Annotated in this window: 28 protein-coding genes and 1 tRNA gene; 10 read left to right on the forward strand and 19 right to left on the reverse strand. The window is 64.1% G+C overall.

The window, feature by feature from the left end:
- The coding region (locus NKH99_RS20100) for a helix-turn-helix domain-containing protein (protein ID WP_353015137.1) at window positions 1–436 on the reverse strand (436 nt) is incomplete at its 3' end.
- A 360-nt stretch (window positions 437–796) separates the two neighbouring features.
- Between NKH99_RS20100 and NKH99_RS20105 the strand changes: the two genes are divergently transcribed.
- Window positions 797–1,429, forward strand: a complete 633-nt coding sequence (locus tag NKH99_RS20105; RefSeq protein ID WP_352615083.1) for an HAD family hydrolase — start codon at window positions 797–799, stop codon at window positions 1,427–1,429.
- 21 nt (window positions 1,430–1,450) lie between these two features.
- Here the strand turns inward: NKH99_RS20105 and NKH99_RS20110 are convergent, their stop codons facing one another.
- From NKH99_RS20110 to ureC, 8 genes are all read right to left on the reverse strand, one after another.
- On the reverse strand, window positions 1,451–2,218 hold the full coding sequence (locus NKH99_RS20110) for a class II aldolase and adducin N-terminal domain-containing protein (RefSeq protein ID WP_352615085.1): 768 nt from the start codon (window positions 2,216–2,218) through the stop codon (window positions 1,451–1,453).
- An 82-nt stretch (window positions 2,219–2,300) separates the two neighbouring features.
- A complete protein-coding gene (gene ureG, locus NKH99_RS20115; RefSeq protein WP_352709115.1) occupies window positions 2,301–2,942 on the reverse strand; it encodes an urease accessory protein UreG in 642 nt (213 codons plus the stop codon).
- Window positions 2,939–3,379 carry a DUF3995 domain-containing protein gene (locus tag NKH99_RS20120; RefSeq protein WP_352709116.1) on the reverse strand — a complete coding sequence of 147 codons (441 nt, stop codon included), beginning with the start codon at window positions 3,377–3,379 and terminating at the stop codon, window positions 2,939–2,941. Before NKH99_RS20120 ends, ureG begins: the two co-directional genes overlap by 4 nt.
- Window positions 3,376–4,071, reverse strand: coding sequence for an urease accessory protein UreF (locus tag NKH99_RS20125; RefSeq protein WP_352709118.1), 696 nt, complete (start codon window positions 4,069–4,071; stop codon window positions 3,376–3,378). Before NKH99_RS20125 ends, NKH99_RS20120 begins: the two co-directional genes overlap by 4 nt.
- Window positions 4,058–4,633: an urease accessory protein UreE gene (locus NKH99_RS20130; RefSeq protein WP_352821547.1), complete on the reverse strand. Its 576-nt coding sequence runs from the start codon at window positions 4,631–4,633 to the stop codon at window positions 4,058–4,060. Before NKH99_RS20130 ends, NKH99_RS20125 begins: the two co-directional genes overlap by 14 nt.
- Before the next feature lie 57 nt (window positions 4,634–4,690).
- On the reverse strand, window positions 4,691–5,284 hold the full coding sequence (locus NKH99_RS20135; protein WP_352474742.1) for a hypothetical protein: 594 nt from the start codon (window positions 5,282–5,284) through the stop codon (window positions 4,691–4,693).
- Window positions 5,285–5,398: 114 nt separating this feature from the next.
- The gene (locus NKH99_RS20140; RefSeq protein ID WP_353015141.1) at window positions 5,399–6,175 is read right to left on the reverse strand and encodes a hypothetical protein; all 777 of its coding nucleotides are present in this window, start codon (window positions 6,173–6,175) and stop codon (window positions 5,399–5,401) included.
- Window positions 6,176–6,183: 8 nt separating this feature from the next.
- Window positions 6,184–7,896 (reverse strand): urease subunit alpha, encoded by a 1,713-nt coding sequence (gene ureC / locus NKH99_RS20145; protein ID WP_502900087.1) that lies wholly within the window; start codon window positions 7,894–7,896, stop codon window positions 6,184–6,186.
- A gap of 179 nt (window positions 7,897–8,075) precedes the next feature.
- On the opposite strand from ureC, the gene NKH99_RS20150 reads away from it, so the two are divergent.
- Both NKH99_RS20150 and NKH99_RS20155 read left to right on the forward strand, forming a co-directional pair.
- Window positions 8,076–8,459, forward strand: coding sequence for a hypothetical protein (locus NKH99_RS20150; protein ID WP_023677006.1), 384 nt, complete (start codon window positions 8,076–8,078; stop codon window positions 8,457–8,459).
- A gap of 126 nt (window positions 8,460–8,585) precedes the next feature.
- Entirely contained in the window at window positions 8,586–9,080 is a 495-nt protein-coding gene (locus tag NKH99_RS20155) for a hypothetical protein (protein ID WP_023677007.1), read from the forward strand.
- Window positions 9,081–9,106: 26 nt separating this feature from the next.
- Here the strand turns inward: NKH99_RS20155 and NKH99_RS20160 are convergent, their stop codons facing one another.
- The 5 genes from NKH99_RS20160 to NKH99_RS20180 are packed head-to-tail and all read right to left on the reverse strand — an operon-like array spanning window position 9,107 to window position 11,492.
- A complete protein-coding gene (locus NKH99_RS20160) occupies window positions 9,107–9,412 on the reverse strand; it encodes an urease subunit beta (protein WP_353015143.1) in 306 nt (101 codons plus the stop codon).
- A 7-nt stretch (window positions 9,413–9,419) separates the two neighbouring features.
- A complete protein-coding gene (locus tag NKH99_RS20165) occupies window positions 9,420–10,013 on the reverse strand; it encodes a HupE/UreJ family protein (RefSeq protein WP_352540030.1) in 594 nt (197 codons plus the stop codon).
- A 28-nt stretch (window positions 10,014–10,041) separates the two neighbouring features.
- A complete protein-coding gene (locus tag NKH99_RS20170) occupies window positions 10,042–10,299 on the reverse strand; it encodes a DUF1272 domain-containing protein (RefSeq protein ID WP_352619414.1) in 258 nt (85 codons plus the stop codon).
- 19 nt (window positions 10,300–10,318) lie between these two features.
- On the reverse strand, window positions 10,319–10,621 hold the full coding sequence (locus NKH99_RS20175; protein WP_353015146.1) for an urease subunit gamma: 303 nt from the start codon (window positions 10,619–10,621) through the stop codon (window positions 10,319–10,321).
- A 28-nt stretch (window positions 10,622–10,649) separates the two neighbouring features.
- Window positions 10,650–11,492, reverse strand: a complete 843-nt coding sequence (locus NKH99_RS20180) for an urease accessory protein UreD (protein ID WP_352539909.1) — start codon at window positions 11,490–11,492, stop codon at window positions 10,650–10,652.
- 202 nt (window positions 11,493–11,694) lie between these two features.
- Between NKH99_RS20180 and NKH99_RS20185 the strand changes: the two genes are divergently transcribed.
- From NKH99_RS20185 to NKH99_RS20195, 3 genes are all read left to right on the forward strand, one after another.
- On the forward strand, window positions 11,695–11,949 hold the full coding sequence (locus NKH99_RS20185; RefSeq protein ID WP_023677013.1) for an acyl carrier protein: 255 nt from the start codon (window positions 11,695–11,697) through the stop codon (window positions 11,947–11,949).
- Window positions 11,950–11,953: 4 nt separating this feature from the next.
- Entirely contained in the window at window positions 11,954–13,162 is a 1,209-nt protein-coding gene (locus NKH99_RS20190; RefSeq protein ID WP_353015148.1) for a beta-ketoacyl-[acyl-carrier-protein] synthase family protein, read from the forward strand.
- Window positions 13,163–13,298: 136 nt separating this feature from the next.
- Window positions 13,299–14,003: a glutathione S-transferase family protein gene (locus NKH99_RS20195; protein ID WP_352771134.1), complete on the forward strand. Its 705-nt coding sequence runs from the start codon at window positions 13,299–13,301 to the stop codon at window positions 14,001–14,003.
- 21 nt (window positions 14,004–14,024) lie between these two features.
- On the opposite strand, the gene NKH99_RS20200 is transcribed toward NKH99_RS20195, so the two are convergent.
- From NKH99_RS20200 to NKH99_RS20215, 4 genes are all read right to left on the reverse strand, one after another.
- A complete protein-coding gene (locus tag NKH99_RS20200) occupies window positions 14,025–14,153 on the reverse strand; it encodes a hypothetical protein (RefSeq protein WP_302893450.1) in 129 nt (42 codons plus the stop codon).
- Complete coding sequence (locus NKH99_RS20205; RefSeq protein ID WP_352539907.1) at window positions 14,140–14,400, reverse strand: hypothetical protein; 261 nt, start codon at window positions 14,398–14,400, stop codon at window positions 14,140–14,142. Before NKH99_RS20205 ends, NKH99_RS20200 begins: the two co-directional genes overlap by 14 nt.
- Before the next feature lie 70 nt (window positions 14,401–14,470).
- Window positions 14,471–15,091 carry a nucleoside triphosphate hydrolase gene (locus NKH99_RS20210; protein ID WP_352539906.1) on the reverse strand — a complete coding sequence of 207 codons (621 nt, stop codon included), beginning with the start codon at window positions 15,089–15,091 and terminating at the stop codon, window positions 14,471–14,473.
- A gap of 75 nt (window positions 15,092–15,166) precedes the next feature.
- A complete protein-coding gene (locus tag NKH99_RS20215) occupies window positions 15,167–16,273 on the reverse strand; it encodes a hypothetical protein (RefSeq protein ID WP_353015150.1) in 1,107 nt (368 codons plus the stop codon).
- A 237-nt stretch (window positions 16,274–16,510) separates the two neighbouring features.
- Here NKH99_RS20215 and NKH99_RS20220 point away from each other — a divergent pair, with 237 nt between their 5' ends.
- Window positions 16,511–17,401, forward strand: a complete 891-nt coding sequence (locus tag NKH99_RS20220; protein ID WP_352682993.1) for a D-alanyl-D-alanine carboxypeptidase family protein — start codon at window positions 16,511–16,513, stop codon at window positions 17,399–17,401.
- Window positions 17,402–17,434: 33 nt separating this feature from the next.
- Here NKH99_RS20220 and NKH99_RS20225 read toward each other — a convergent pair whose 3' ends face one another.
- Complete coding sequence (locus tag NKH99_RS20225; RefSeq protein ID WP_352682991.1) at window positions 17,435–18,241, reverse strand: AraC family transcriptional regulator; 807 nt, start codon at window positions 18,239–18,241, stop codon at window positions 17,435–17,437.
- Window positions 18,242–18,443: 202 nt separating this feature from the next.
- Here NKH99_RS20225 and NKH99_RS20230 point away from each other — a divergent pair, with 202 nt between their 5' ends.
- The 3 genes from NKH99_RS20230 to NKH99_RS20240 all read left to right on the forward strand — a co-directional run bounded on the left by NKH99_RS20230 (window position 18,444) and on the right by NKH99_RS20240 (window position 20,852).
- The gene (locus NKH99_RS20230; RefSeq protein WP_353015153.1) at window positions 18,444–19,364 is read left to right on the forward strand and encodes a zinc-binding dehydrogenase; all 921 of its coding nucleotides are present in this window, start codon (window positions 18,444–18,446) and stop codon (window positions 19,362–19,364) included.
- A gap of 164 nt (window positions 19,365–19,528) precedes the next feature.
- A tRNA-Arg gene (locus NKH99_RS20235) sits at window positions 19,529–19,605 on the forward strand.
- A 257-nt stretch (window positions 19,606–19,862) separates the two neighbouring features.
- Window positions 19,863–20,852 (forward strand): DUF2332 domain-containing protein, encoded by a 990-nt coding sequence (locus NKH99_RS20240; protein ID WP_353015155.1) that lies wholly within the window; start codon window positions 19,863–19,865, stop codon window positions 20,850–20,852.
- Window positions 20,853–20,959: the final 107 nt, after the last annotated feature.

Here is a 20,959-nt window from a genome sequence, read left to right on the forward strand (position 1 = left end):
TATGTTTGTGGGGGGTGCGCTGTCCTGGCGTGTTGTGCTGTTGGCTGGTGTTTTGGTGGGGGGGGCGGGGCGCGCGGCCTTTGTTGCCCCCCCCCCGCGACCGCAGCCGCCGTTCGATCTCGGCCGCCGCCGCCTCGGCGACGCCGATGACGGTGGAGGAAGAAGAAGGGTCGCTCGGCACCACCTCGACCAGATCGAGCGCAAAGCGCGATTTCAGCCGTGCCGCAAGGTCGAGGCAATTGGCGATCGGATGGTCGACGCGCACCTTGATCAGCCCTTCGGAGACTGCGAGCGACACCAGGCGCTGCGCCGTCTGCCGCGAGATGCCAAGCGTGGCGGCGATCTGGTCCTGGGTGTTGCCTGCGACATAATAGAGCCAGCCGGCACGCGCCGCGTCGTCCAGCCTGTTGCCGCCGCTGTCCTGCCGCGAATTCAAGTTCCTGCCTCCCAACCCCGCCGAGCATAAGAGGCGGAGCGCAGTAGTTTCGCAGGGAATGAACTTGCGCGCAATTGCCTATTGTAAGAGCAATTGCTTAGTGATGAAACTTGGTGTTTGGAGCGAAGTGACAAGTCGACCCAGTCTCGTTGCAACAGCAAGGCTGTCGAGGTTGCACCAATCCCGGTTCTAAAGCGCGTTGCGTTCGATCGGCCTCATGCGACACGTTTTAGGTTGCTTTTTATGCATGTCGTCATCGCAAAACCGCTGCACACTTTGCGCGACATGCATTAGCGGGGACGCGGCGGTTTATCTCGCGCGCTAAACGCTTTAAGGAATTTTTTGAGAATGGAGCCTTGCATGACGCCGAAAGCGGTTTTCTGGGATATGGACGGCACGCTGGTCGACAGCGAGCCGCTGCACGAGGCGGCGCTGATTGCGGCGCTGCACAGCGTCGGCATCGCGCCGCCGGCCGACCTGCATGAGCGCGTGCTCGGCATCGCCGCATGGCCGGTCTACGAAATGCTGCGCGACGAGTTCGGCCTCGACCTGCCTTTCGACGACTGGATCGTGCGCAAATACGATCACTATCTGCCGATGGCCGAAACGCTGACGCCACGCACCGGCGCGATCGAGATTTTCAATGAGCTGCGCGCGCTTGGCGTGCCGCAAGCGGTGGTGTCCAACTCGGACAGACTGATCGTCGATGCCAATCTGCGCGCCGTAGGCCTTTTCTATCCCGGCATGAAGACGGTCAGCCGCAACGACGTGCGTGAAGGCAAGCCGCATGCCGAACCTTTCCTGCGCGCCGCCTGGTTGGCCGACGTCGATCCCGCCGAGGCCGTGGCGGTCGACGACAGCGTGACCGGCGCCACGGCGGGGCTGGCAGCTGGGATGAAGACGATCTTCTGGCCAGAGGTGCCCATGGAGGGGCCGCCGGGGGCGATTGTCATCAACAGCGCCGCTGAATTGCGGGCCGAACTCGGGCTTTAAGCCAGCCCGGCGGGACCGCCCTCAACTCCGGTAGGCAGGCTCCTGCTCGTCGAGGATCGCCTTCAGTTCGGAAAGGTGGCGCTCGGCCTGGCCGGGATAGTCTTCCTGTTCCCTTGCCGCTTTCTCCGCGATCTCATCCGACAGTACCCGCAGCGGCCGACCTGTCCACAGCGCCTTGATATAGGTTTCGGCGGCGCGCTCGAAATAGAACATGCGGTTGAAGGTGTCGGCGACGCTGTCGCCGATGACCAGCACGCCATGGTTGCCCATCACCATCACCTTGACCTTCGGGTCGACAAGCAACTGGGAGCAGCGCTCGCCCTCTTCCTCGAAGGCCAGCCCGCCATAATGAGCGTCGACGACATGGCGGTTGAAGAAGATCGCCGAGTTCTGGTCGACCGGCGGCAGCGTCGAGTCGGCGAGCGAGGCAAGCACGGTGGCGTGGATCGAGTGGACATGCATGACGCAGCGCGCATGACGCACGTTGCGATGGATGGCACCATGCAGGCCCCACGCCGTCGGGTCGGGCGCATTCGGGCCGATAAGCGTGTCGGGATCATTGGCGTCGATCAAAAGCAGATCGCTCGCCTTGATGCGCGAGAAATGCACCTGGTTGGGGTTCATCAGGAATTGCGAGCCATCGTCGTTGACCGCCAGCGAAAAATGATTGGCCACCGCCTCGTGCATGTTGAGCCGCGCCGTCCAGCGGAAGGCGCAAGCGAGATCGACGCGCTCCTCATAGAACGGCAGGTTGGTCAGCACTTCCTTCTGCAGGCGGGCGATGCTCATCGTAACCTCCGTGAAGAGGCGAGGATGCCGCGCGACTGGAACGCGCGCAACCGGTTTCGTTTGGTGCAGGCGAACGCGATTGCTATGCCGCCGTGCTGGTGGCAGTGCCAGCTCTCAGCCCGCCATGCTCGACGATGAAATCTATCACCTCCTGAAGCCCCTTGCCGCGCGACAGGTCGGTGAAGCCGAACGGCCGTTTGCCGCGCATGCGGGCAGCGTCGCGTTCCATGATGTCGAGATTGACGTTCACATAGGGCGCAAGGTCGCTCTTGTTGATGACCAGGAAATCGGACCGGGTGATCGCCGGTCCGCCCTTGCGCGGAATCTCCTCGCCTTGGCAAACCGAGATGACATAGAGCGTCAGGTCGGCAAGGTCCGGCGAGAAAGTGGCGGCGAGGTTGTCGCCGCCCGATTCGATGAAGACGACATCGAGATCCGGGAATTTTTTGGTCATCTCGGCGATCGCCTGCAGATTGATCGAGGCGTCCTCGCGAATGGCGGTGTGCGGGCAGCCGCCGGTCTCGACGCCGATGATGCGATCCTCAGGGAGCGCCTGCAGCCGGGCCAGCATCATGGCGTCTTCCTTGGTGTAGATGTCGTTGGTGACGACGGCGATCGAGAACTCGTCACGCAGCGCCTTGCAAAGCTTTTCGGTGAGCGTCGTCTTGCCCGAGCCGACCGGACCGCCGATGCCGACGCGAAGAGGACCGTTGGGTGATATCATGCGGGGAACTCCGTGAGGGCAAGAATGGCAAAGCCAAGCCCGATCAGCAGGCACAGCGGCGAATAATAACGCAGATCGAGCCGCACGAAAGGCTGCTCGGGCGTCAGCCGGCGCCACCAAGGCGTGAAGCCGGCAATGCCGCGCGCCAGGAAGACCAGTGCGATGAGCAGCGCTGTGGCGGCGAGCCCGGCCTTGGGAAAGGGCGTGGCAAACACGCCTTCGAGCGCCATCGGCCACAGCGTCGCCAGGCCCAGGCATGCGGCGACGGCGAAGCTGGCGAAGGGCGCCGGCATCTCGTCGACGCCACGGAAGCCGACCACCGCGCGGGCGCAGGAGGCAGCGTCCCTGCCCGGCCAGATGCCGCCAATGCCCCAATAAACATGCAGTGCTGTGATCAACAGCAGGACGAGCGAGAGGGCGAAAGCGAGAATGATCATGAGCGGAACAGCCGCGAATACTGGGCCTCGTGCTTCATCGCCGTGACGTCGGAGATGAAAGCGCACCCGCCGAGATCATCGAGGGTCGAGCCGGCAGCGCGGTCGGCCGTGGCCAGGGCAAGCGGTTCGAAGGCGGCCAGTAGCGTCATCGCGGCACTCTGGCCAACGATGCCAAGCCGGATCGCAGCCTGGACGAGATTGGAGAAGAAGGCCTGCAGAAAGGCCGCCAGGGCGTCCCGCAGCGCAATGCCGTGACCGCCGGCAACGGCGCCGACGGCAACGCAATAGGCACATTCGGCCGGCAGGCGATCCAGCACCTGGCACGGCCAGGCGAAGGCCGCCTTCAGGAAAGCAGCGCCCTGCAGCATGGTCTCGGCATGGCGCTCGCGCGAGCCTGCCAGAGCTTCGGCAAGGGCGACGATTTCATCGAGATCGCCGGTTTCGCGCGCCCTGCGCCAGCTTTCGGCAAACAGCACCGCATCATTCCAGCCCGAACCCATCTCGACCAGCGTTTCCAGCCACGCGGCGAGCTCTTTGCTGTCGGCAACCAGCCCGGCATGCACGGCTTGCTCGAGACCATGGCTGTAGGAAAAGCCGCCGACCGGGAAGGAAGGCGACAGCCACGCCATCAGCCGCAACAAAGCAATATTGGAAGGCTGGGCAACGTTGGAAGGCTGGTCAGTCATGGTCATGGTCGTGCGAATGGCTGTGGGAATGCGATTCGGTATGGGTATGGGAATGCGCTTCGGCATGGCTGTGCGCATGCGCCTCGGCGTGAGAATGGCCATGGCCGGAATAAGCGCCGCGCACCGGCTTGAATGGCTCGGAGACGTCGCTCACCGTGGCGCCCAGCCCTTCCAGCATCGCCTTGATGACATGGTCGCGCAGGATGAGGATTCGGTCAGCCTCGATGCTTGCCGCGAGATGACGGTTGCCGATATGCCAGGCAAGTTCGGCCAGATGGACAGGGCCGCCGGCACGGATATCGTACAGCGGCTCCTCGGCCGCGATGATCTCGATGTGGCGGCCATCCTCCAGCACCAGCCGGTCACCATGGTTCAAGGTCACCGGTTCGGGCAGGTCGACCAGCACCTTGTCGTTACGCACCGTTTCGATGGCGCGACGGCGCAGATGCCGCTCGTCATGGGCAAGCACCGCACTGTCGTATGGCGTGGTGGTTCCGGCTTCGCCTGCGGCCAGGACGGAGACGGCGCGCGGGAATTTGGTGAAGTCGGTGCGAATATCGAGCTTCATGTAAAAACTGCCTCTCCCAAAAAGCCTAGCCTATCGCGTCCGCCGCCCCAATGGGGCTCAGACGATCGTGTCGAAGAGCCGCAGGATGAACGATATCTGATAGACGAGCGCGCCGGCGACAAAGGCGATGTGAAAGCGGCGGTCGCGCAGCAGGATCGCAATGACGCAAAGCGCGACGAAAACCGGCGTGCGGATCAGATATTCGACGCCAAAATGGGCGAAATGCTCCGGCCCTTTCAGCAGCGTATCGATCACGTCGAGCAGATAGGTCGCCGCCAGCAGGCCGAAGAACCAGGCCCGGCGCGAATAAAAGAAATCCTCATAGCTGGTGTAGTCCAGCATCGAATCCGGAAACAGCAGCGCGCAGAGCAGGAACAGCGTGACGGCGTAGAAGATGATGAACAGGTATTTGCCGAAAGTCCAATTCTCGATCTGGAACAGGCCGAACTCCCACCACCAGAAATGCACCAGCATTAAAAGCACCGACGCAACCCAGGCGAGGTGCACGGGATAGAGCCGGTATTGGCCGGGATGCTGGACGATGCGGGCGAGCCCCGACAGCAGCCGTGTGACGCCAAGGCCGATCACCATGCCCAGGACGATGCGGATATGCGGGAAAATGTCGTGGGCGTAGGGGAGTTGCTGGTCCATAGGCCTGGCGCGGCATGTTCTACATTTGGCGTTCTAGATTGTGATCTGAAAAGTGAAAACCGGTTTCTGCTGCGCTGACCTGCCGTTCGAATCTTGAGTCCGTTGAGACCTTGGCTATTGGTGCGCCGCAAGCAGATCGGATGAAATGGATGGCGTCTGCGCCAGATACTTCGTTGCCTTGCGAAAATAGGCCAACGGCCCGGAATCGAGATACTCGCGCGCGTCCTGTATTCCCTGACCGCGCGCCTGGATGAACAGCGCCGGCGCAAAGGCGCGTTCCGCTGGCGACAGATAGCCTTGTCGCTCGAAGGACCAGCCTTGCGTGCCGGTGGCGGTGTCGCGGTACTGAGTGAAACTCGCCGCAGTGTTGGAATTGAAGATACCAAAGCCGAAGAAGGTGACCGCGAGATCGGTTGCGAACTCCTCCATCTCGGTGCCGCCCGGCGGTTCTTCAGGCACCGAGAACAGCAATGGATGACAAATCTCATGCGCGAACGTCGCAATGAGCTTCATGGGCTTGGGAACGATCGCCGGATTGTAGGTGATTGTCATGGCACCGCCCCGGGACACGGAGAAGGTCCCGGCAGGCTCCCGCGGCGCGTCCTGAAGGACCTGAAGCGGTCCCAAAACCGGATCGATTGAATCTTCCTGTGGCACGAGATTGAAGCGGGCCGCATCGATGCCAAAATATGCCGCCACCTGCCCGAAATAGTGCGATGCAGCGGCGTGCCCCTGTTCTTCAGAGGGGGTGAAAAATGCTCGTGTTGGCAAGATCAGCGAACGTTTGCGCAGCGCGGCTGCCCCGCCGAAATGCCTGAGCAGCCAACCCCAGCAATCGAGCTGCCACTCCTCGTCGTCGGCGTCCAGCGGGGAGCTTGTGCGCCAGAACACGCATCACCTCAAAACAAAAAGTACCTTTGCGCCATCGGTAGCACGGTTGCTGGCTCGCAGGTCAAGAGTTCGCCGTCGGCGCGGACCTCATAGGTTTCCGGGTCGACCTCGACATGCGGCGTGGCGTCGTTGAGCACCATCGAATGCTTGCCGATGCCGCCGCGGGTGTTCTCGACCGCGACCATCTGCTTGTCGATGCCGAGCCTGCCGCGCAGGCCGGTGTCGAGCGCGGCCTTGGAGACGAACGTCACCGACGAATTGGTCATCGCCTTGCCGTAGGCCCCGAACATCGGCCGGTAATGCATCGGCTGCGGCGTCGGGATCGAGGCGTTGGGATCGCCCATCGGGGCGGCGGCTATCATGCCGCCGATCAGCACCATGTCCGGCTTGACGCCGAAAAAGGCCGGATTCCACAGCACGAGGTCGGCGCGTTTTCCCACCGCCACCGAGCCGATGTCCTTCGACAGGCCATGCGCGATGGCCGGATTGATGGTGTATTTGGCGATGTAGCGGCGGACGCGGAAATTGTCGTTGTCGCCGGTCTCCTGCGGCAGCGAACCGCGCTGCCGCTTCATCTTGTCGGCGGTCTGCCAGCAGCGGATCGCCACTTCGCCGACACGGCCCATGGCCTGGCTGTCCGACGAGATGATCGAGAAGGCGCCGATGTCGTGCAGAATGTCTTCGGCGGCGATGGTTTCCTTGCGGATGCGGCTCTCGGCAAAGGCGATATCTTCGGGGATCGACGGCGACAGATGGTGACAGACCATCAGCATGTCGAGGTGTTCGGCCAGCGTGTTGATCGTGTAGGGGCGTGTCGGGTTGGTCGAGGACGGAATGACGTTAGGCAGGCCGCAGACCTTGATGATATCAGGCGCGTGGCCGCCGCCGGCGCCTTCGGTGTGGAAGGCATGGATGGTGCGGCCCTTGATCGCCGCGACCGTGTTTTCGACGAAGCCGGACTCGTTCAGCGTGTCGGTGTGGATCATTACCTGCACGTCGTAATCGTCGGCGACCGACAGGCAGCAGTCGATTGCAGCCGGCGTCGTGCCCCAGTCCTCGTGCAGCTTCAGCGAGCAGGCGCCGGCGAGCACCATCTCCTCGAGCGCGGCAGGCAGGGACGCGTTGCCCTTGCCCGACAGGCCGATATTCATAGGGAAGGCGTCGAAAGACTGGATCATGCGCGCCAGATGCCACGGCCCAGGCGTGCAGGTGGTGGCCAGCGTGCCGTGCGCCGGGCCGGTGCCGCCGCCGAGCATGGTGGTGATGCCCGACATCAGCGCTTCCTCGATCTGCTGCGGGCAGATGAAGTGGATATGCGCGTCGAAGCCGCCGGCGGTCAGGATCTTGCCCTCGCCGGCGATGATCTCGGTGCCGGGACCGATGATGATGGTGACGCCGCCTTGGGTATCCGGATTGCCGGCCTTGCCGATCGCGGCGATACGGCCGTCCCTGAGGCCGATATCTGCCTTGACGATACCGGCGGTGGCATCGACGACCAGCGCATTGGTGATGACGGTGTCGACCGCGCCTTGCGCGCGCGACACCTGGCTCTGGCCCATGCCGTCGCGGATGACCTTGCCGCCGCCGAACTTCACCTCCTCGCCGTGAAGAGTGAGATCCCTTTCGACCTCGATGAACAGCTCGGTGTCGGCGAGCCGGACCTTGTCGCCGACGGTCGGGCCGTACATCTGCGCATAGGCGGCGCGGGTGATTTTAGCCATCAGCAATTGCTCCCGAAATACAGCCCGAAAATACCGCTTGTCGAAGCCGGGCCCCACATTGCCGCCATCCTATGGTCACGCAATGACCCGCTGAGCGACACTTTCCGATCCTATTTAGCGTTTGAGGTGGCCGGGCCACCCCAAAACGACAATTTGCCAATCGATGGAAAGGAACATCCATGCGCAAAACGACCCTTCTGGCAGCCGCCGCCACGCTGGTGCTCGCAACCGCCGCCAGCGCCCAGCAACAGCCTGCGCAGCAGCCCAGTCCGGCGCCGGCTGCGCCTGCTCCTGCCGCGCCCGGCGCGCAGCCGCAGGCGCCCACCATCCAGGCGATCAACGTCGTCGATATCAAGGATCTGCCCGCGGACACTCAAGCCAAGGTCAACGAGGTGATCGCCAAGCGCAGCGATGCCGACCTGCAGAAACTGCGCGGCTCGATCGACGCGACACCGCAGGTCAAATCCGCGCTCGAAGCCAAGGGGCTCACCTCGGCGCAGGTGATCGCCGCCAGCATGAGCACCAATGGCGCGCTGACGCTGATCACCAAGAAAGCGAGCTGACGAGACGAGGCGGCGGGCCGGCGCCCGGCCAGCCCGCCGCATCGCAAAGGGAACCTTCACGGGGGACGTTGCGTTTCGGTCCTGTCGCCCTGACACGAGCCTCGAAAAGGACCCTGAGAACGAGCGATGGCGATCACCACCTTCTCCGACACCAGATGGCTGCATGGGATTGCCGCGACCGCGTTTCTGGCAGCCAGCATTCCGCACGCCGCGCTGAACGCGCAGAGCCTCGACAGCGCCGAGACCGTCAACCGGATCGTCGGCTCGGAGGTCGGCCAGGAAGAGACCCAGACAAATGCGGAAGCCGGCAAGGTCAGTTCGGCGATCGACCGCACGCGTGAAAACATCGCCGCCGTGCGCAAGACATCCAAGCTCGACAAGGTCGATATCGTGTTTCTTACCGATGCCGCGCGCACCGAAGGCGGCCCGCCGCCGGCGATCGAAAACAAGGTCAGGCAACATCGGGACGACATCGCCGAGCTGCGCAAGGAGATCGAAGCGAACGCATTGCTGTTCAACGCCATCGATTCGCGGCGAGTGCAAACCGAGGACGTTCTGGCGGTGGAATTCGACGATCCGGGAAAGGTCGTCATCTATGCGGCGGCCAAGCCGCCCGGCTGAGCCGAAACTGCTCGACGCCTTCGATCTCACGGCGCGCCCATGATCTTCTGCTGAAATCCGTAGACCTCGCGCTTGCCGCCGAACGGCACCAGGGTAACGTCGCGCTCTTGGCCGGGCTCGAAGCGCATGGCGGTGCCGGCAGCGATGTCGAGGCGCATGCCGCGGGCCTTGTCGCGATCGAATCTCAGTCCCTCATTGGTCTCGAAGAAATGATAATGGCTGCCTACCTGGATCGGCCGGTCGCCGCTGTTGGCTACCTTCAAGGTGACCGTCGCCAGACCCTTGTTCAGTTCGATCTCGCCGCTTGCCGTGATGATTTCGCCGGGGATCATTGCGGCCTCACATGACGCCAAAAGCGAGGCCGGCGCCAATCGCGGCACAAGCGGCGCCAGCGGCGCGGGCAAGCCCGCGGAAGCGCCAGCCGAGGCCGAGACCGGCCGCGATGCCGACGGCGTGGAGCAGTGCCGTGGCAACGGCAAAGCCCGCCATATAGCCGAGTCCGCCGACATTCCCAGGCACCTCGGTGCCATGGGCATAGCCGTGGAACAGCGCGAACAGGCCGATGACGGCGACGCCGGCCGAGACAGGAAGATCGACGGCGAGCGCAACCAGCAGCCCGAGTGCCACGACGGACGCCAGTATCGCCGGCTCGACGAAAGGCATCGGCACATGCAGCATGCCAAGCACGCCGCCGGCCAGCATGACGCTTACGAAGGCCAGCGGCCATGCCCAGATCACTTTGTCGCCCTTGAGCGCGGCCCATAGCCCGACGGCAATCATCGCCGTCATGTGATCGAGGCCGGAGAGCGGGTGGGAGAAGCCGGCGGTGAAGGACCAAACCGTGCCGACGCCGACATGGGCATAGGCTGGCATTGCTGCCGCCAGCAACAGGACCGCCGACAGCGTTGAGCGTTTCATCGTAGCGGGGATCATCGGCGTACCTTCCATCTTCGAGTACCTCTCACGCTGCCTTGCGGGCCGGAGCGCAGCCCTCTGCCTTGAGGACGCGCTTGGTGGAGGCCGGATATTTCTTCAGCAGCGCTGCCGAACGGATCGGGCGGGCCGAGAAGTTGCCGCCGCAATTCGGACAGGCGCCGCCGAGCACGTTTTGTGCGCAGTCGGCGCAAAAGGTGCATTCGAAGGTGCAGATCACCGCATCCGTCGCATCGGGCGGCAGATCCTTGTCGCAGCACTCGCAGTTGGGACGCAGCTCAAGCATTTTCCTCTCCTTGGCGGTGTTATCTGATCGGCTCGTGCACGGTCACCAGCTTGGTGCCGTCTGGAAACGTCGCCTCGACCTGCACATCGTGGATCATTTCTGCAATGCCTTCCATCACCTGGGCCCGGGTGACGACATGGGCGCCGGCCTCCATCAGCTCGGCGACCGCGCGGCCGTCGCGGGCACCCTCGACGACGAAATCGGTGATCAGCGCGATCGCTTCCGGACGATTGAGCTTGACGCCGCGTTCGAGCCGCTTGCGGGCCACGATCGCCGCCATGGCGATCAGCAGCTTGTCTTTCTCCCTTGGCGTCAGATTCATGCTTTTTCCTGCGGTGGCACAATCGAGATCAGAGTGACCATAATTTGGGCAGGCCCGCCCGTCCGTTGAGCAATTCGACAAGCGGCACCAGCCGCTTGCGGAGCTGGTAGCCGTCCTCGGCGAACAGCCTCGCAAGAAGCTTGCCAGATTTCCGCACGCTCCAGAAACTGACGCCGCCCTGGCCGCCGACTATGCCCCGGGCCGGCTCGAGCAAAGCCTCTGCCCGTGGCGACACCATCAGCAGCGTCGCCACGGCGACGGCACCGCCGGCCGCTGCGGGACGGTTCAAGGCGGCCGCAATGTCCGGCCCGATGCGGAACTCCTCTGCATGGACCAGCGCCCCGTCCTGGCGGACGCGCCAGCGGTCGTGGAAATGGCCTTGCGTGGCCCGTTCACCCATGGCCAGGCGGCCGAAGACGGTGGCCTCCAGGATCAGCGCCTCGGCTCCGGTGGCAAGCTCCACGTCAAGGCTGCGGGCAAAGGCCGAGCGGTCGAAGACGATGGTTTCCTGTGGCAGCCAGGCAATGTGGCCGTCTTCCCCGACAGTCAGCTGCACCCGCACTTCGGCGCGGTCGGACGCGGCGCGATAGATTTTCTCGCAGGCCTGCGTTGTTATGGTTGCGGAGGCGCCGGCACCGACATCGACCTCCCAGGCGAGCCGGTCGCCACCGGTCAGCCCACCGGCGGTGTTGATCAGGACGGCTTCGAGCGGATCGGCCGAGACCGCCGGCATGCGGATCTTGGCTGAACCGTCCTGGTACAGACGCCGAAGACGCGTGCGGCCTCCGTTCCAGTCGCAGCCAAGCCGCGCGACGCCGGCAACACGCTGGGCCGGCGGCACTGAAGTCAAGCTATATGCGATCGTATCCACGACACCAACGTTAAGCACTGCGGCGGCTTTGTCGATATATAGCTTGTTGCTTGACAGCGTTTCGGTTTCTATAGAGGGAGCCACCTTGGTACGGTCACCGGCGCCTGGCGGGGGTAAAAGGCGACGATGACGACGTAATCGAGGACAAAAGGGGCGCTGATCAGTTGGCGTCGGGAAACGACAGAGTTGGGGAAGAAACCGAATGGCTGACCAGCTGGCAAACGATATCATCGCCAAGATCAAGGCTCATGCCGAGCCGGGCGGCGAGGAAATCACCACCAGTACCGAACTGACCGCCCTTGGCATCCATTCGCTGGAACTGACGGAGATCATCTTCGATCTCGAGGAAGAGTATGGCATCGAAATCGAGATGAACACTGTCGATGCCTGGAGCAATCTGAAGAATGTCGGCGACATGGTCGAGGCGGTTCGCGCGCTGATCGCGAAAAAAGCCTGACTGAATGCACAAGCGCGTCGTCATCACGGGCATCGGCGGATTATGCGGGCTCGGCACCAATGCATCGGCAATCTGGAATGAAATGCGCGCCGGCCGTTCGGCAATCGGCGCGATCGACAATCCGCTGCTGCATGATCTGAAGGTCAAGGTCGGCTGCGAAATCAAGGCGCTTCCCGAGCACGGCATCGACCGCAAGCAGGTCGTGTCGATGGACCGCTTCAGCCTTCTGGCGACGATCGCCGCGCGGGAGGCGGCACAGCAGGCGGGATTGAACCCGCACGCGGCCAACACCTACCGGATGGGCACCATCGTCGGCGTCGGCGTCTGCGGCTGGGAGGCAACCGAAGAGAACTATCGCGCCATCCTGCTCGAAGGCAAGAACCGCGCCGGCATCTTCACCGTCCCGAAAGTAATGCCGGGCGCTGCAGCCGGCCATGTCAGCATGAATCTTGGTCTGCGCGGGCCGGTGTTCGGCATCACCTCTGCCTGCTCGTCATCCAACCACGCCATTGCCTCGGCGGTCGATCAGATCAGGCTCGGCCGGGCCGACGTCATGGTCGCCGGCGGCACCGATGCGCCGCTGGTCTGGGGCATCCTCAAGGGCTGGGAGGCCCTGCGGGTACTGTCGCCGGACACCTGCCGGCCGTTTTCGGGCGACCGCCAGGGGCTCGTGCTCGGCGAAGGCGCCGGCATGGTGGTGCTGGAAACATATGAGCATGCCATGGCGCGCGGCGCCGCCATCCTTGCCGAAATCGCCGGCGTCGGCCTTTCCGCCGACGCCTCCGATATCGTCGCGCCAACCATCGAAGGGCCTGAGGCGGCGATGCGCTTCTGCCTCGTCGATGCCGGGCTCAATCCCGAGGACGTCGACTATCTCAACGCGCATGGCACCGGCACCAAGGCCAACGATCAGATCGAGACGGCGGCGATCAAACGCGTGTTCGGCGGCCATGCCTACAAGCTTTCGGTGTCCTCGACCAAATCGATGCACGCCCACTGCCTCGGCGCCTCCGGCGCGCTGGAAATGATCGCCTGCGTGATGGCGATCCGCGAAGGCATCGTGCCGCCGACCGCCAATTATCGGGAAGCCGACGCCGACTGCGATCTCGACATCACGCCGAACGTGGCGCGCGAACGCACCGTGCGCACCGCGATCAGCAACAGCTTCGCCTTCGGCGGCACCAATGCGGTGCTGGCGGTAAAGGCCGTGTGACCGCACCCCTTGCGGGTCCTTCACCGGGGCCGGCGAAACTTTCCATGCGCATATTGATCGCGCCAGGCGTCGCGCCTAACTCTCTGCGACCCGCCATGACCGTGCCGCTCGGCGCGGTCCCCTACCAGGAGTTTCGATGACCGATCTGTCCGCGTTTCCGATTGCCAGGCGCTGGCCGGCGAGCCACCTCGACCGCATCCAGCTTTATTCGTTTCCGACGCCGAACGGGGTGAAGATATCGATCGCGCTGGAGGAACTTGGCCTGCCTTACGAGCCGCATGCCGTCGATATCGGCAAGAACGAGAGCTGGACCCCGGAATTCCTGTCTTTGAACCCGAACGGCAAGATACCGGCGATGATCGATCCGGACGGCCCGGGCGGCAAGCCGATCGGCTTGTTCGAATCCGGTGCCATCCTGCTTTACCTCAGCGACAAGACCGGCCAGCTGGTCCCGGCAGACGCGACGCTGCGTTATGAGACGATCCAGTGGGTGTTCTTCCAGATGGCTTCGATCGGGCCGATGTTCGGCCAAGTCGGATTCTTCCACAAATTCGCTGGGCGCGAAATCGCCGACAAGCGCCCGCTGGAACGTTATCGCGACGAGTCGCGACGGCTGATCGGCGTCCTCGAAACGAGGCTCAAGGGCCGTAGCTGGATCATGGGCGACGATTACACGATCGCCGATATTTCGATGCTTGGGTGGGTGCGCAATCTGATCGGCTTCTACGAGGCGCGGGAACTCGTCGGTTTCGACGATTTCCCCAGCGTGGGCGCATGGCTGGAGCGTGGCCTCGCCCGACCGGCGGTGCAGAGGGGCCTCACCATTCCGGCCAGAAGCTGATCTTACGTCGATTCCGCTCGGCTATTTTGCCTTGGTCCGGGGCTTTGAGCCGCCCTTGCCGACTACGGAAGCAGCAAGCGACGCCGCACCTTTGGCGGTGGCAAGCACGGCACCGGCGGCGACATTGGCCGTTGCTTTAACAGTGCGCATTGCGCTGCCTGCGATCGATCCTCTGCTGCTTGCCGATCTTTTGGGCTTGGGTGCAGCGGCTTTGGCCGCGGCAGGCATCACCTTTTTCGGCGCCGCCTTGCCAAAGCTGGGCTTTGCCGCATCCTTGGAGCGGGCCGCTGCTGCCGGGCCGGCGCTGGTTTTCACTCGAGTGGCTTTTGATCGTGTTGCCCTGCCCTTGGCGGGCGCAGGCTTTCTTGCCATGGTTTCCATCGAACGGTTCCCTCATGGGCACAATTGCCGTGTCCGGGATAACGGCCTGAAACTGGCAAGGTTCCGGCCGGGCGGTTCCTTGCAAGTCAGGCCAGGTCGCCGACCACCAGGTCGGCGGGCCGCCGACGGGCAAGCACGCGGTCGATGTTCGGCATATCGTTAGAGGCGATCCAGGCGCGCGCGTCCTCGTCGGAGCGGCCGTGCTCGTGCCATCGCGCCAGCAGTCGGCGCTCGAGCTCGGCGCGCGGCACATCGACGAAGATCGAGAAGTCGAACAGCGGCGCCAGCCGCGTCCAGGGTTCCTCGTCGAGCAGCAGATAATTGCCTTCGACCAGGATGAATTTGGTGTCGGCGGCGACAATCGCAGCGGCGGCGCGCGACAGCTCCATGCTGCGGTCGAAGACCGGGATGGCGATATCCGGCTCGCCGGCGCGGATGCGCTTCAGCAGCGCTTCGAAGCCGGCAAAATCAAAGGTTTCCGGAGCACCTTTTCGCGCGCGAAGGCCGCGTCGATCGAGCACGACGTCATCGTAATGGAAGCCATCCATCGGCACGACTTCCGCCGTGCCTTCCGGCAGCAGGTCGTGCAAGCCTGCCGACAATGTCGACTTGCCGGCGCCGGGCGGACCGGCAATGGCAACGATGAAGCGCGGCGCCTTGCCGGCGCGCTTGAAAATGGCAGCAGCGATATGGGCGATTTCTGACATTGGCCCCTTACGGTGGTTCTGGCGCATTTTGGCGGCAGTTTTCGGAAATTTCAAACGCCGGATTGTGCCAAGCCTTCAATCGGGCCTGGATTGACCGATCCGCAGGAAATCGCCGTCGAAGCCGATGTCGCGCACGGCACCGTCAGCCGCCAGGATACGCATGCGGCCCGGCGAGGTCGTGACGTCGTGCGGCGGCTCGCCGGATGGCCAAGGCAGCGCGCCGATGACATGGCGGAACGAAAAGCGGCGCCCTTCGGAAAGGGCAAAGGCGGTCGCCACGCCTTCGCGCTTCAGCCAATTGTCGCCGAGCGATGCGGCGTGGCCGACGGCCGTGCGGCCGTCCTCGATGCCGAGCACGCCGCGGTGGCGGCCGCTCCACGGCGCATAGTCGCGCCCGCCATTGCTGACCCACAGCATGGTGACCGGCAGTTCGGCCGGGTTCTTCAGCACCAGCACGAGGTCGGCTTCCGCCTGGCGCGCCAGCGCCGTCCAGCCCGGTCCGCCATGGTCGGCTTCGACCAGCGTGACGAAGTCCTCACGCAGCTGGTCCATGCGATAGGTGGTCAGGTCAATCGTGCCGCCGTCGGCAGCGGGAAAGCGCGTCAGGTCGGCGGTTCGCGCCGGGTAGGCGAGCAACGAGCGGCCGCGGGCCGGATCGGGCTCCGGCGCCTCACTCGGCGTTGCGGCAAGGCGCTTCGGCGAGAACGCTAGCCTGCCGCCGGCCGTCATCACCGTCATCGGGTGGTGGGCGACGGGAATGGCGCCGGCGCCGCCGGAAAAGACGTGCTCCTGATAGAGAAAGGGATGATCGTCGCGCAAGGTCAGGATCTTGTCGACGGTTGCGCCCATGACCGGGCGCTGCAGGCGGAAGACGGCGCGCCAGCCGTCGGCCGCTGCCGCGCTGTCGACGACGTCCCAGCGACTATTTGCCGGCCAGCCATGCAAAGGTGCCGCTTCGACGTCGCTGATCGAGAAGGGTGCGCAGAGGAAATCGCCGGACAGGTGGACCGTCCCTTCGGGCAGGTCTTTCGGCAGCATCTCGCGCGGCTCGCCGACCCAGGGTGCGCGATGCAGCGGCTTCAGCCGGCGGCCATCGATATCGACCGTCATGTCGGCGAGATGGCCGACGGCAAGATCGACCGATACCGAAATGCCCTTCGCCGTGATCGTGACCGTATCCATGTGCACCTACCGATTCTGCCAGCCCGATTCTGGCGGCCCGATTCTGCCGGCGCCAGCAAAGCCCACTCGCCGCCGATTGCGCAAGCGCGGTGGCCGGCAATTCACATCAGGCGGCGCCACGTCGGCCTGTGGACAGGGCACCGTTCGAGGCCCCGAGCGATATTAACCAAATGGACTGTGCCTTTGCGTTAAGATAGCTTCGCCTCGTCTCAGAAACAGCCTGCCTTCGGAACTGACTTGTCCGCCTTCCGATTCTTTTCGTCCATCCACAAATGCGTCGCTGTGCTGGCGCTGCTGCTGTTTGCTGCCGGCTGCACGACTGTCACGCCGCCCGACAGCGTGCTGGCGGTACCGGCGCCGCCGCAGAAATATGCCGCCATGGTCATCGATGCCGGCACCGGCAAGACGCTGTTCGAGGTCAATTCGACGGCGCCGCGTTATCCGGCGTCACTGACCAAGATGATGACGCTCTACCTCCTGTTCGAGGCGCTGGACCAGGGCCGCATCAGCAAGGAGACGCAAATCCCGGTGTCGGACAACGCCGCCCGGCAGCCGCCGACCAAGCTGCGGTTCAGGCGCGGCGAGACCATCGACGTCGATTCGGCGATCCGCGCCGTCGTCGTCAAATCGGCCAATGACGTGGCGGTCGCCGTCGCCGAATATCTCGGCGGCAGCGAAGAGGCGTTCGCCGGCATGATGAGCGCCAAGGCGCGCCAGATCGGCATGAGCAGCACCGTTTTCCGCAACGCCTCGGGCCTGCCGGACGGCGACCAGCACACCAGCGCGCGCGACATGGCGGTGCTCGGCATGGCGCTGCACGCCCGCTTCCCGCAGCATTTCCACTATTTCTCTGAAAGCGACTTCATGTTCCGCGGCAGGCTGGTGCGCGGCCACAACGACATGCTCGGCCGGGTGCGCGGGGTCGACGGCATCAAGACCGGCTACATCAGGGCTTCGGGCTTCAACATCGTCACCTCCTATAATGCGGACGGGCACAGGCTGATCATCGTGGTGATGGGCGCCGACAGCGCCCGCCAGCGCAACGACCATGTCGAGGCGCTGATCCAGCGCAGCCTGTTGCCGACCTCCGAGGCAAAGACGCGGCTGCTGTATGCCGAGGAGCAGTGACAGTTGAAGTCCGAGTGTTGACCGCGTGCGGGTTCAGGCGACAAACGCAGAGCCGCCGTTTTGCGCGACACTGCTGAGATACTTTGCCGGCGGCTTGCCAAGCGCTTTCTTGAACATGGTGATGAAGGCGGTGACCGATTCGTAACCGAGATCGGCCGAAACCTGCTGCACGCTGGCGCCGGAGGCCAGCTCGCGCATTGCGACGATCAAGTGCAATTGCTGGCGCCAGCGCCCGAAGGTCAGCCCTGTCTCCTTTACCACGAGACGTGCGAGACTGCTCTCGCTGAGCGCAACGCGATTGGCCCATTCCGCCAGGGTGCTACGGTCGGCCGCATCTTCCGCCAGCGCCGCGGCGATCCGCCTCAAGCGCGGCTCGGACGAGATCGGCAGGTGTAGCTGCTGAACAGGCATGCGCGGCAGTTCGGTTAGCAGAACCCTGGTCAGGAGCTCGCCCCTCGCGTCATCGTCCTCGTCGCGATCCGCCAGCTCGATAATGAGCTCGCGCAGCAACGGCGTGATCGAAAGCGTGCAGCACCGGTCCGGCAGGTCGGTAGCTCCCGGTTCGATATAGACGAAGAAAATCCGGGCATTGGCGGTCGCGATATTGCTGTGCTCCATGTCGCCGGGAATCCACACCGCGCAATGCGGCGGCACCATCCACAGGCCGCTGGGGACGCGACATGTGACGCCACCGCCCAGCGCGAAGACGAGTTGCCCTTTGCGGTGGTGGTGGTCCGGCACCTCCGCCCTGGTTTCGGTAACGTCGACGCGCACGGCGATTGCCGGGGCGAGGACATCATCCGGATCGAAAGGCCAGGGGTAGCGGAGAGGCTGTCTCATATTGACTGATTTTAGCGATCGACTGCCAAGATATCTAAATTACTCAAACAGGAAAGTCGATAGTTTAGGGATGAGTAACTCAGAAGGCGACAGGCGGGCTTCCATTTAGTCATGCCCTGCTCGCGTTCTGAACGTCGGACCAACAAGCCCGGCGCACGAAAACAGGCTGGCGTCCGCCACGCAGCAAGAAGGGACGATACCAATGCTCGCCTTGGTCACATCTTCCGACAGCGCCACCGGGTTGCGGCTCGCCGAGCTAGGTGAGCCCGAGCCCGCCCCGCATGAGGCGCTGGTCTCGGTCCGGGCAGTCTCGCTGAACCGCGGCGAACTGCGCCTGCTCAACATCCGTCCGAACGGCTGGGTGCCTGGTCAGGACGTCGCCGGAATTGTCGAGCGCGCCGCGGCCGACGGCTCCGGGCCGGCCGTCGGCGCCCGGGTTGCGGCTCTGGTCGACGAGGCCGGGTGGGCCGAACGGGTCGCCGTTCCGACCGACCACCTCGCCGTCCTGCCGGACGACGTCAGCTTCGTCTCCGCCGCCACTGTTCCGGTCGCGGGCACGACCGCGCTGCGGACCCTGCGCCTCGGCGGCGACCTGGCCGGCCAGCGGGTCCTGATTACCGGCGCAAGCGGCGCGGTCGGCCGTTTCCAGATCCAGATCGCCCGCCAGCAGGGCGCGTCGGTGGTGGCGGTCGCCGCTGAACGGCATGCCGACGATCTCCGCGGCCTCGGAGCCGAACGGGTCGTCGAAACGATCGAGCTGGCCGAAGGACTGTTCTCGCTGATTACCGAATCGGTGGGCGGCGATAGCCTCGCCCACGCGATCGAACGGATCGCGCCCGGCGGGACCGTCGTCATGTTCGGCTCGAGCAGCGGCGAACTCACGCCCATCGGCTTCCGCCAGTTCGTTCCGGGGCACGAAGGTGCGCGGCTGCAGACCTTCGCCTACTACGCCTCCGGTCCGGAGGTTGGCGCCGACATCGCCTCGCTGCTCGCGCTGATCGCAGCCGGCCGGCTCGAAACGCGCGTGGTCATGACCGTACCGTGGCGGGACGTCGCCCAAGCTCTGGACGCGCTGCGGCAGCGCAGCATCAGCGGCAAGGCAGTGCTTACCGTGACAGAATGAGCAGGCGCGGCCGCCGGACGGGACGGTGTCTGTCTCCCCCCGGGCTGCTACGGCAACTTGAGCCCGCTGGCGATTGCCCGTTGAAGCCGGCGCCTGCTTCCGCTAAGAAGCCGTGGCTGGCCGGTTTACCGGCTGGTTCGTTTTTGGGATCACCGATCCTGAAGGCACCCGTAGCTCAGCTGGATAGAGCGCTGCCCTCCGAAGGCAGAGGTCACAGGTTCGAATCCTGTCGGGTGCGCCAAATCTCAAAATGTACGGCCCGGAGACATGGGTTGCGGTTTATACCGGAGAAATGATGGACCCCCCCCCTGGGTGAGACACTAATTAGGGACAGTTCCCCAGATTTGGGTTGCGCACAGCCTCCTAACGCAACGGTCAAGTAGGCGACCGCGGGAAGTCTGCAGGGGGTCGAGCTTGTGTAAAAACGCCGGGCCTGGCTCCAATCAGATCCGTGGATCGTGTACTGTGATGAGACGTCGGGACCGAGGATCAGCGGATATGGACGAGGAGGGCTTGCCCGAGATCTCAGCCCGATATATTCGCTTCGCCGATACGGAAGCTCGCGGTCGCTCGCCGCTCTACGAGGAGTTGGCTCGGGCAGTCGCTGGGAACCGGGAGGCGCTCGGTTTCCTGTCGACCCTTCCGGACCTAAAGCGGCAACCGAACCTTCTACTTGCAGCGGTGCGTCACCTGTTCGGCACGCCGACAGGGTGGACCGAGTTTCGCCAGGCGCTTCAGGCTAATCCCGACGCTATCCGCTCGCTCATGCTCGAGCGCTCAACGCAAACCAACGAGCCGGGAAGATGCGCCACCCTGCTCCCCGTGCTGGCGCGTTTGCCGCAGCCGCTGGCCCTCATCGAGGTCGGGACCTCCGCAGGGCTCTGCCTCATGCCCGACCTCTATGGCTATGGCTACGGACGCAAGGTGATCCGCGCACCCGCGATGGCCTTGGAGCCGCCTGTCTTCCGATGCCTCGCCAGCGAAACAACGCCATTGCCGACGGCCTTGCCGCAAGTCGTCTGGCGGGCGGGATTGGACCTGAGCCCGATAGATGCTTCGGACGACTCGCAAGTCGCATGGCTTGAGACACTGGTCTGGCCGGAACAGACAGCACGGCTCGCCAATCTGCGGGCGGCCCTGAAGATCGCTGCCACAGTCAAGCCTCGGGTGGTGAAGGGCGACCTGCGCGGGAGCGACCTCGTGCAACTCTGCAACGAAGCGCCAAAGGACGCTACACTCGTCATCTTTCACACAGCCGTCCTCGACTATGTCTCCGACCTTGGTGACAGAGAAGCTTTCGCCGAGCAGGCGATGCGTCTCTCGCCTTATTGGGTATCGAATGAGTTCCCTCGCGTCTTCCCGTCCATCGCCACACGCGCCGGAACAAGCTGGCCGCCCGGCCGCTTCCTCCTGTCTGTGAACGGCTCCCCTGTAGCTTGGACTGACCCGCATGGCGCCTCGCTCGAATGGATCGCGGACGAGGCGTAGGCTGTAGGTGGTGGATTGCCGTCCTTGGCCAGAGACGCCCTTCGGACTTGCTACCGGGCGGTTGAAAGAAGGAACGGCGCGCTGGGCGCGCGAAGACCGCATCGGCA

The organism is Mesorhizobium sp. M0854 (assembly GCF_040319815.1).
Taxonomy (GTDB): domain Bacteria; phylum Pseudomonadota; class Alphaproteobacteria; order Rhizobiales; family Rhizobiaceae; genus Mesorhizobium.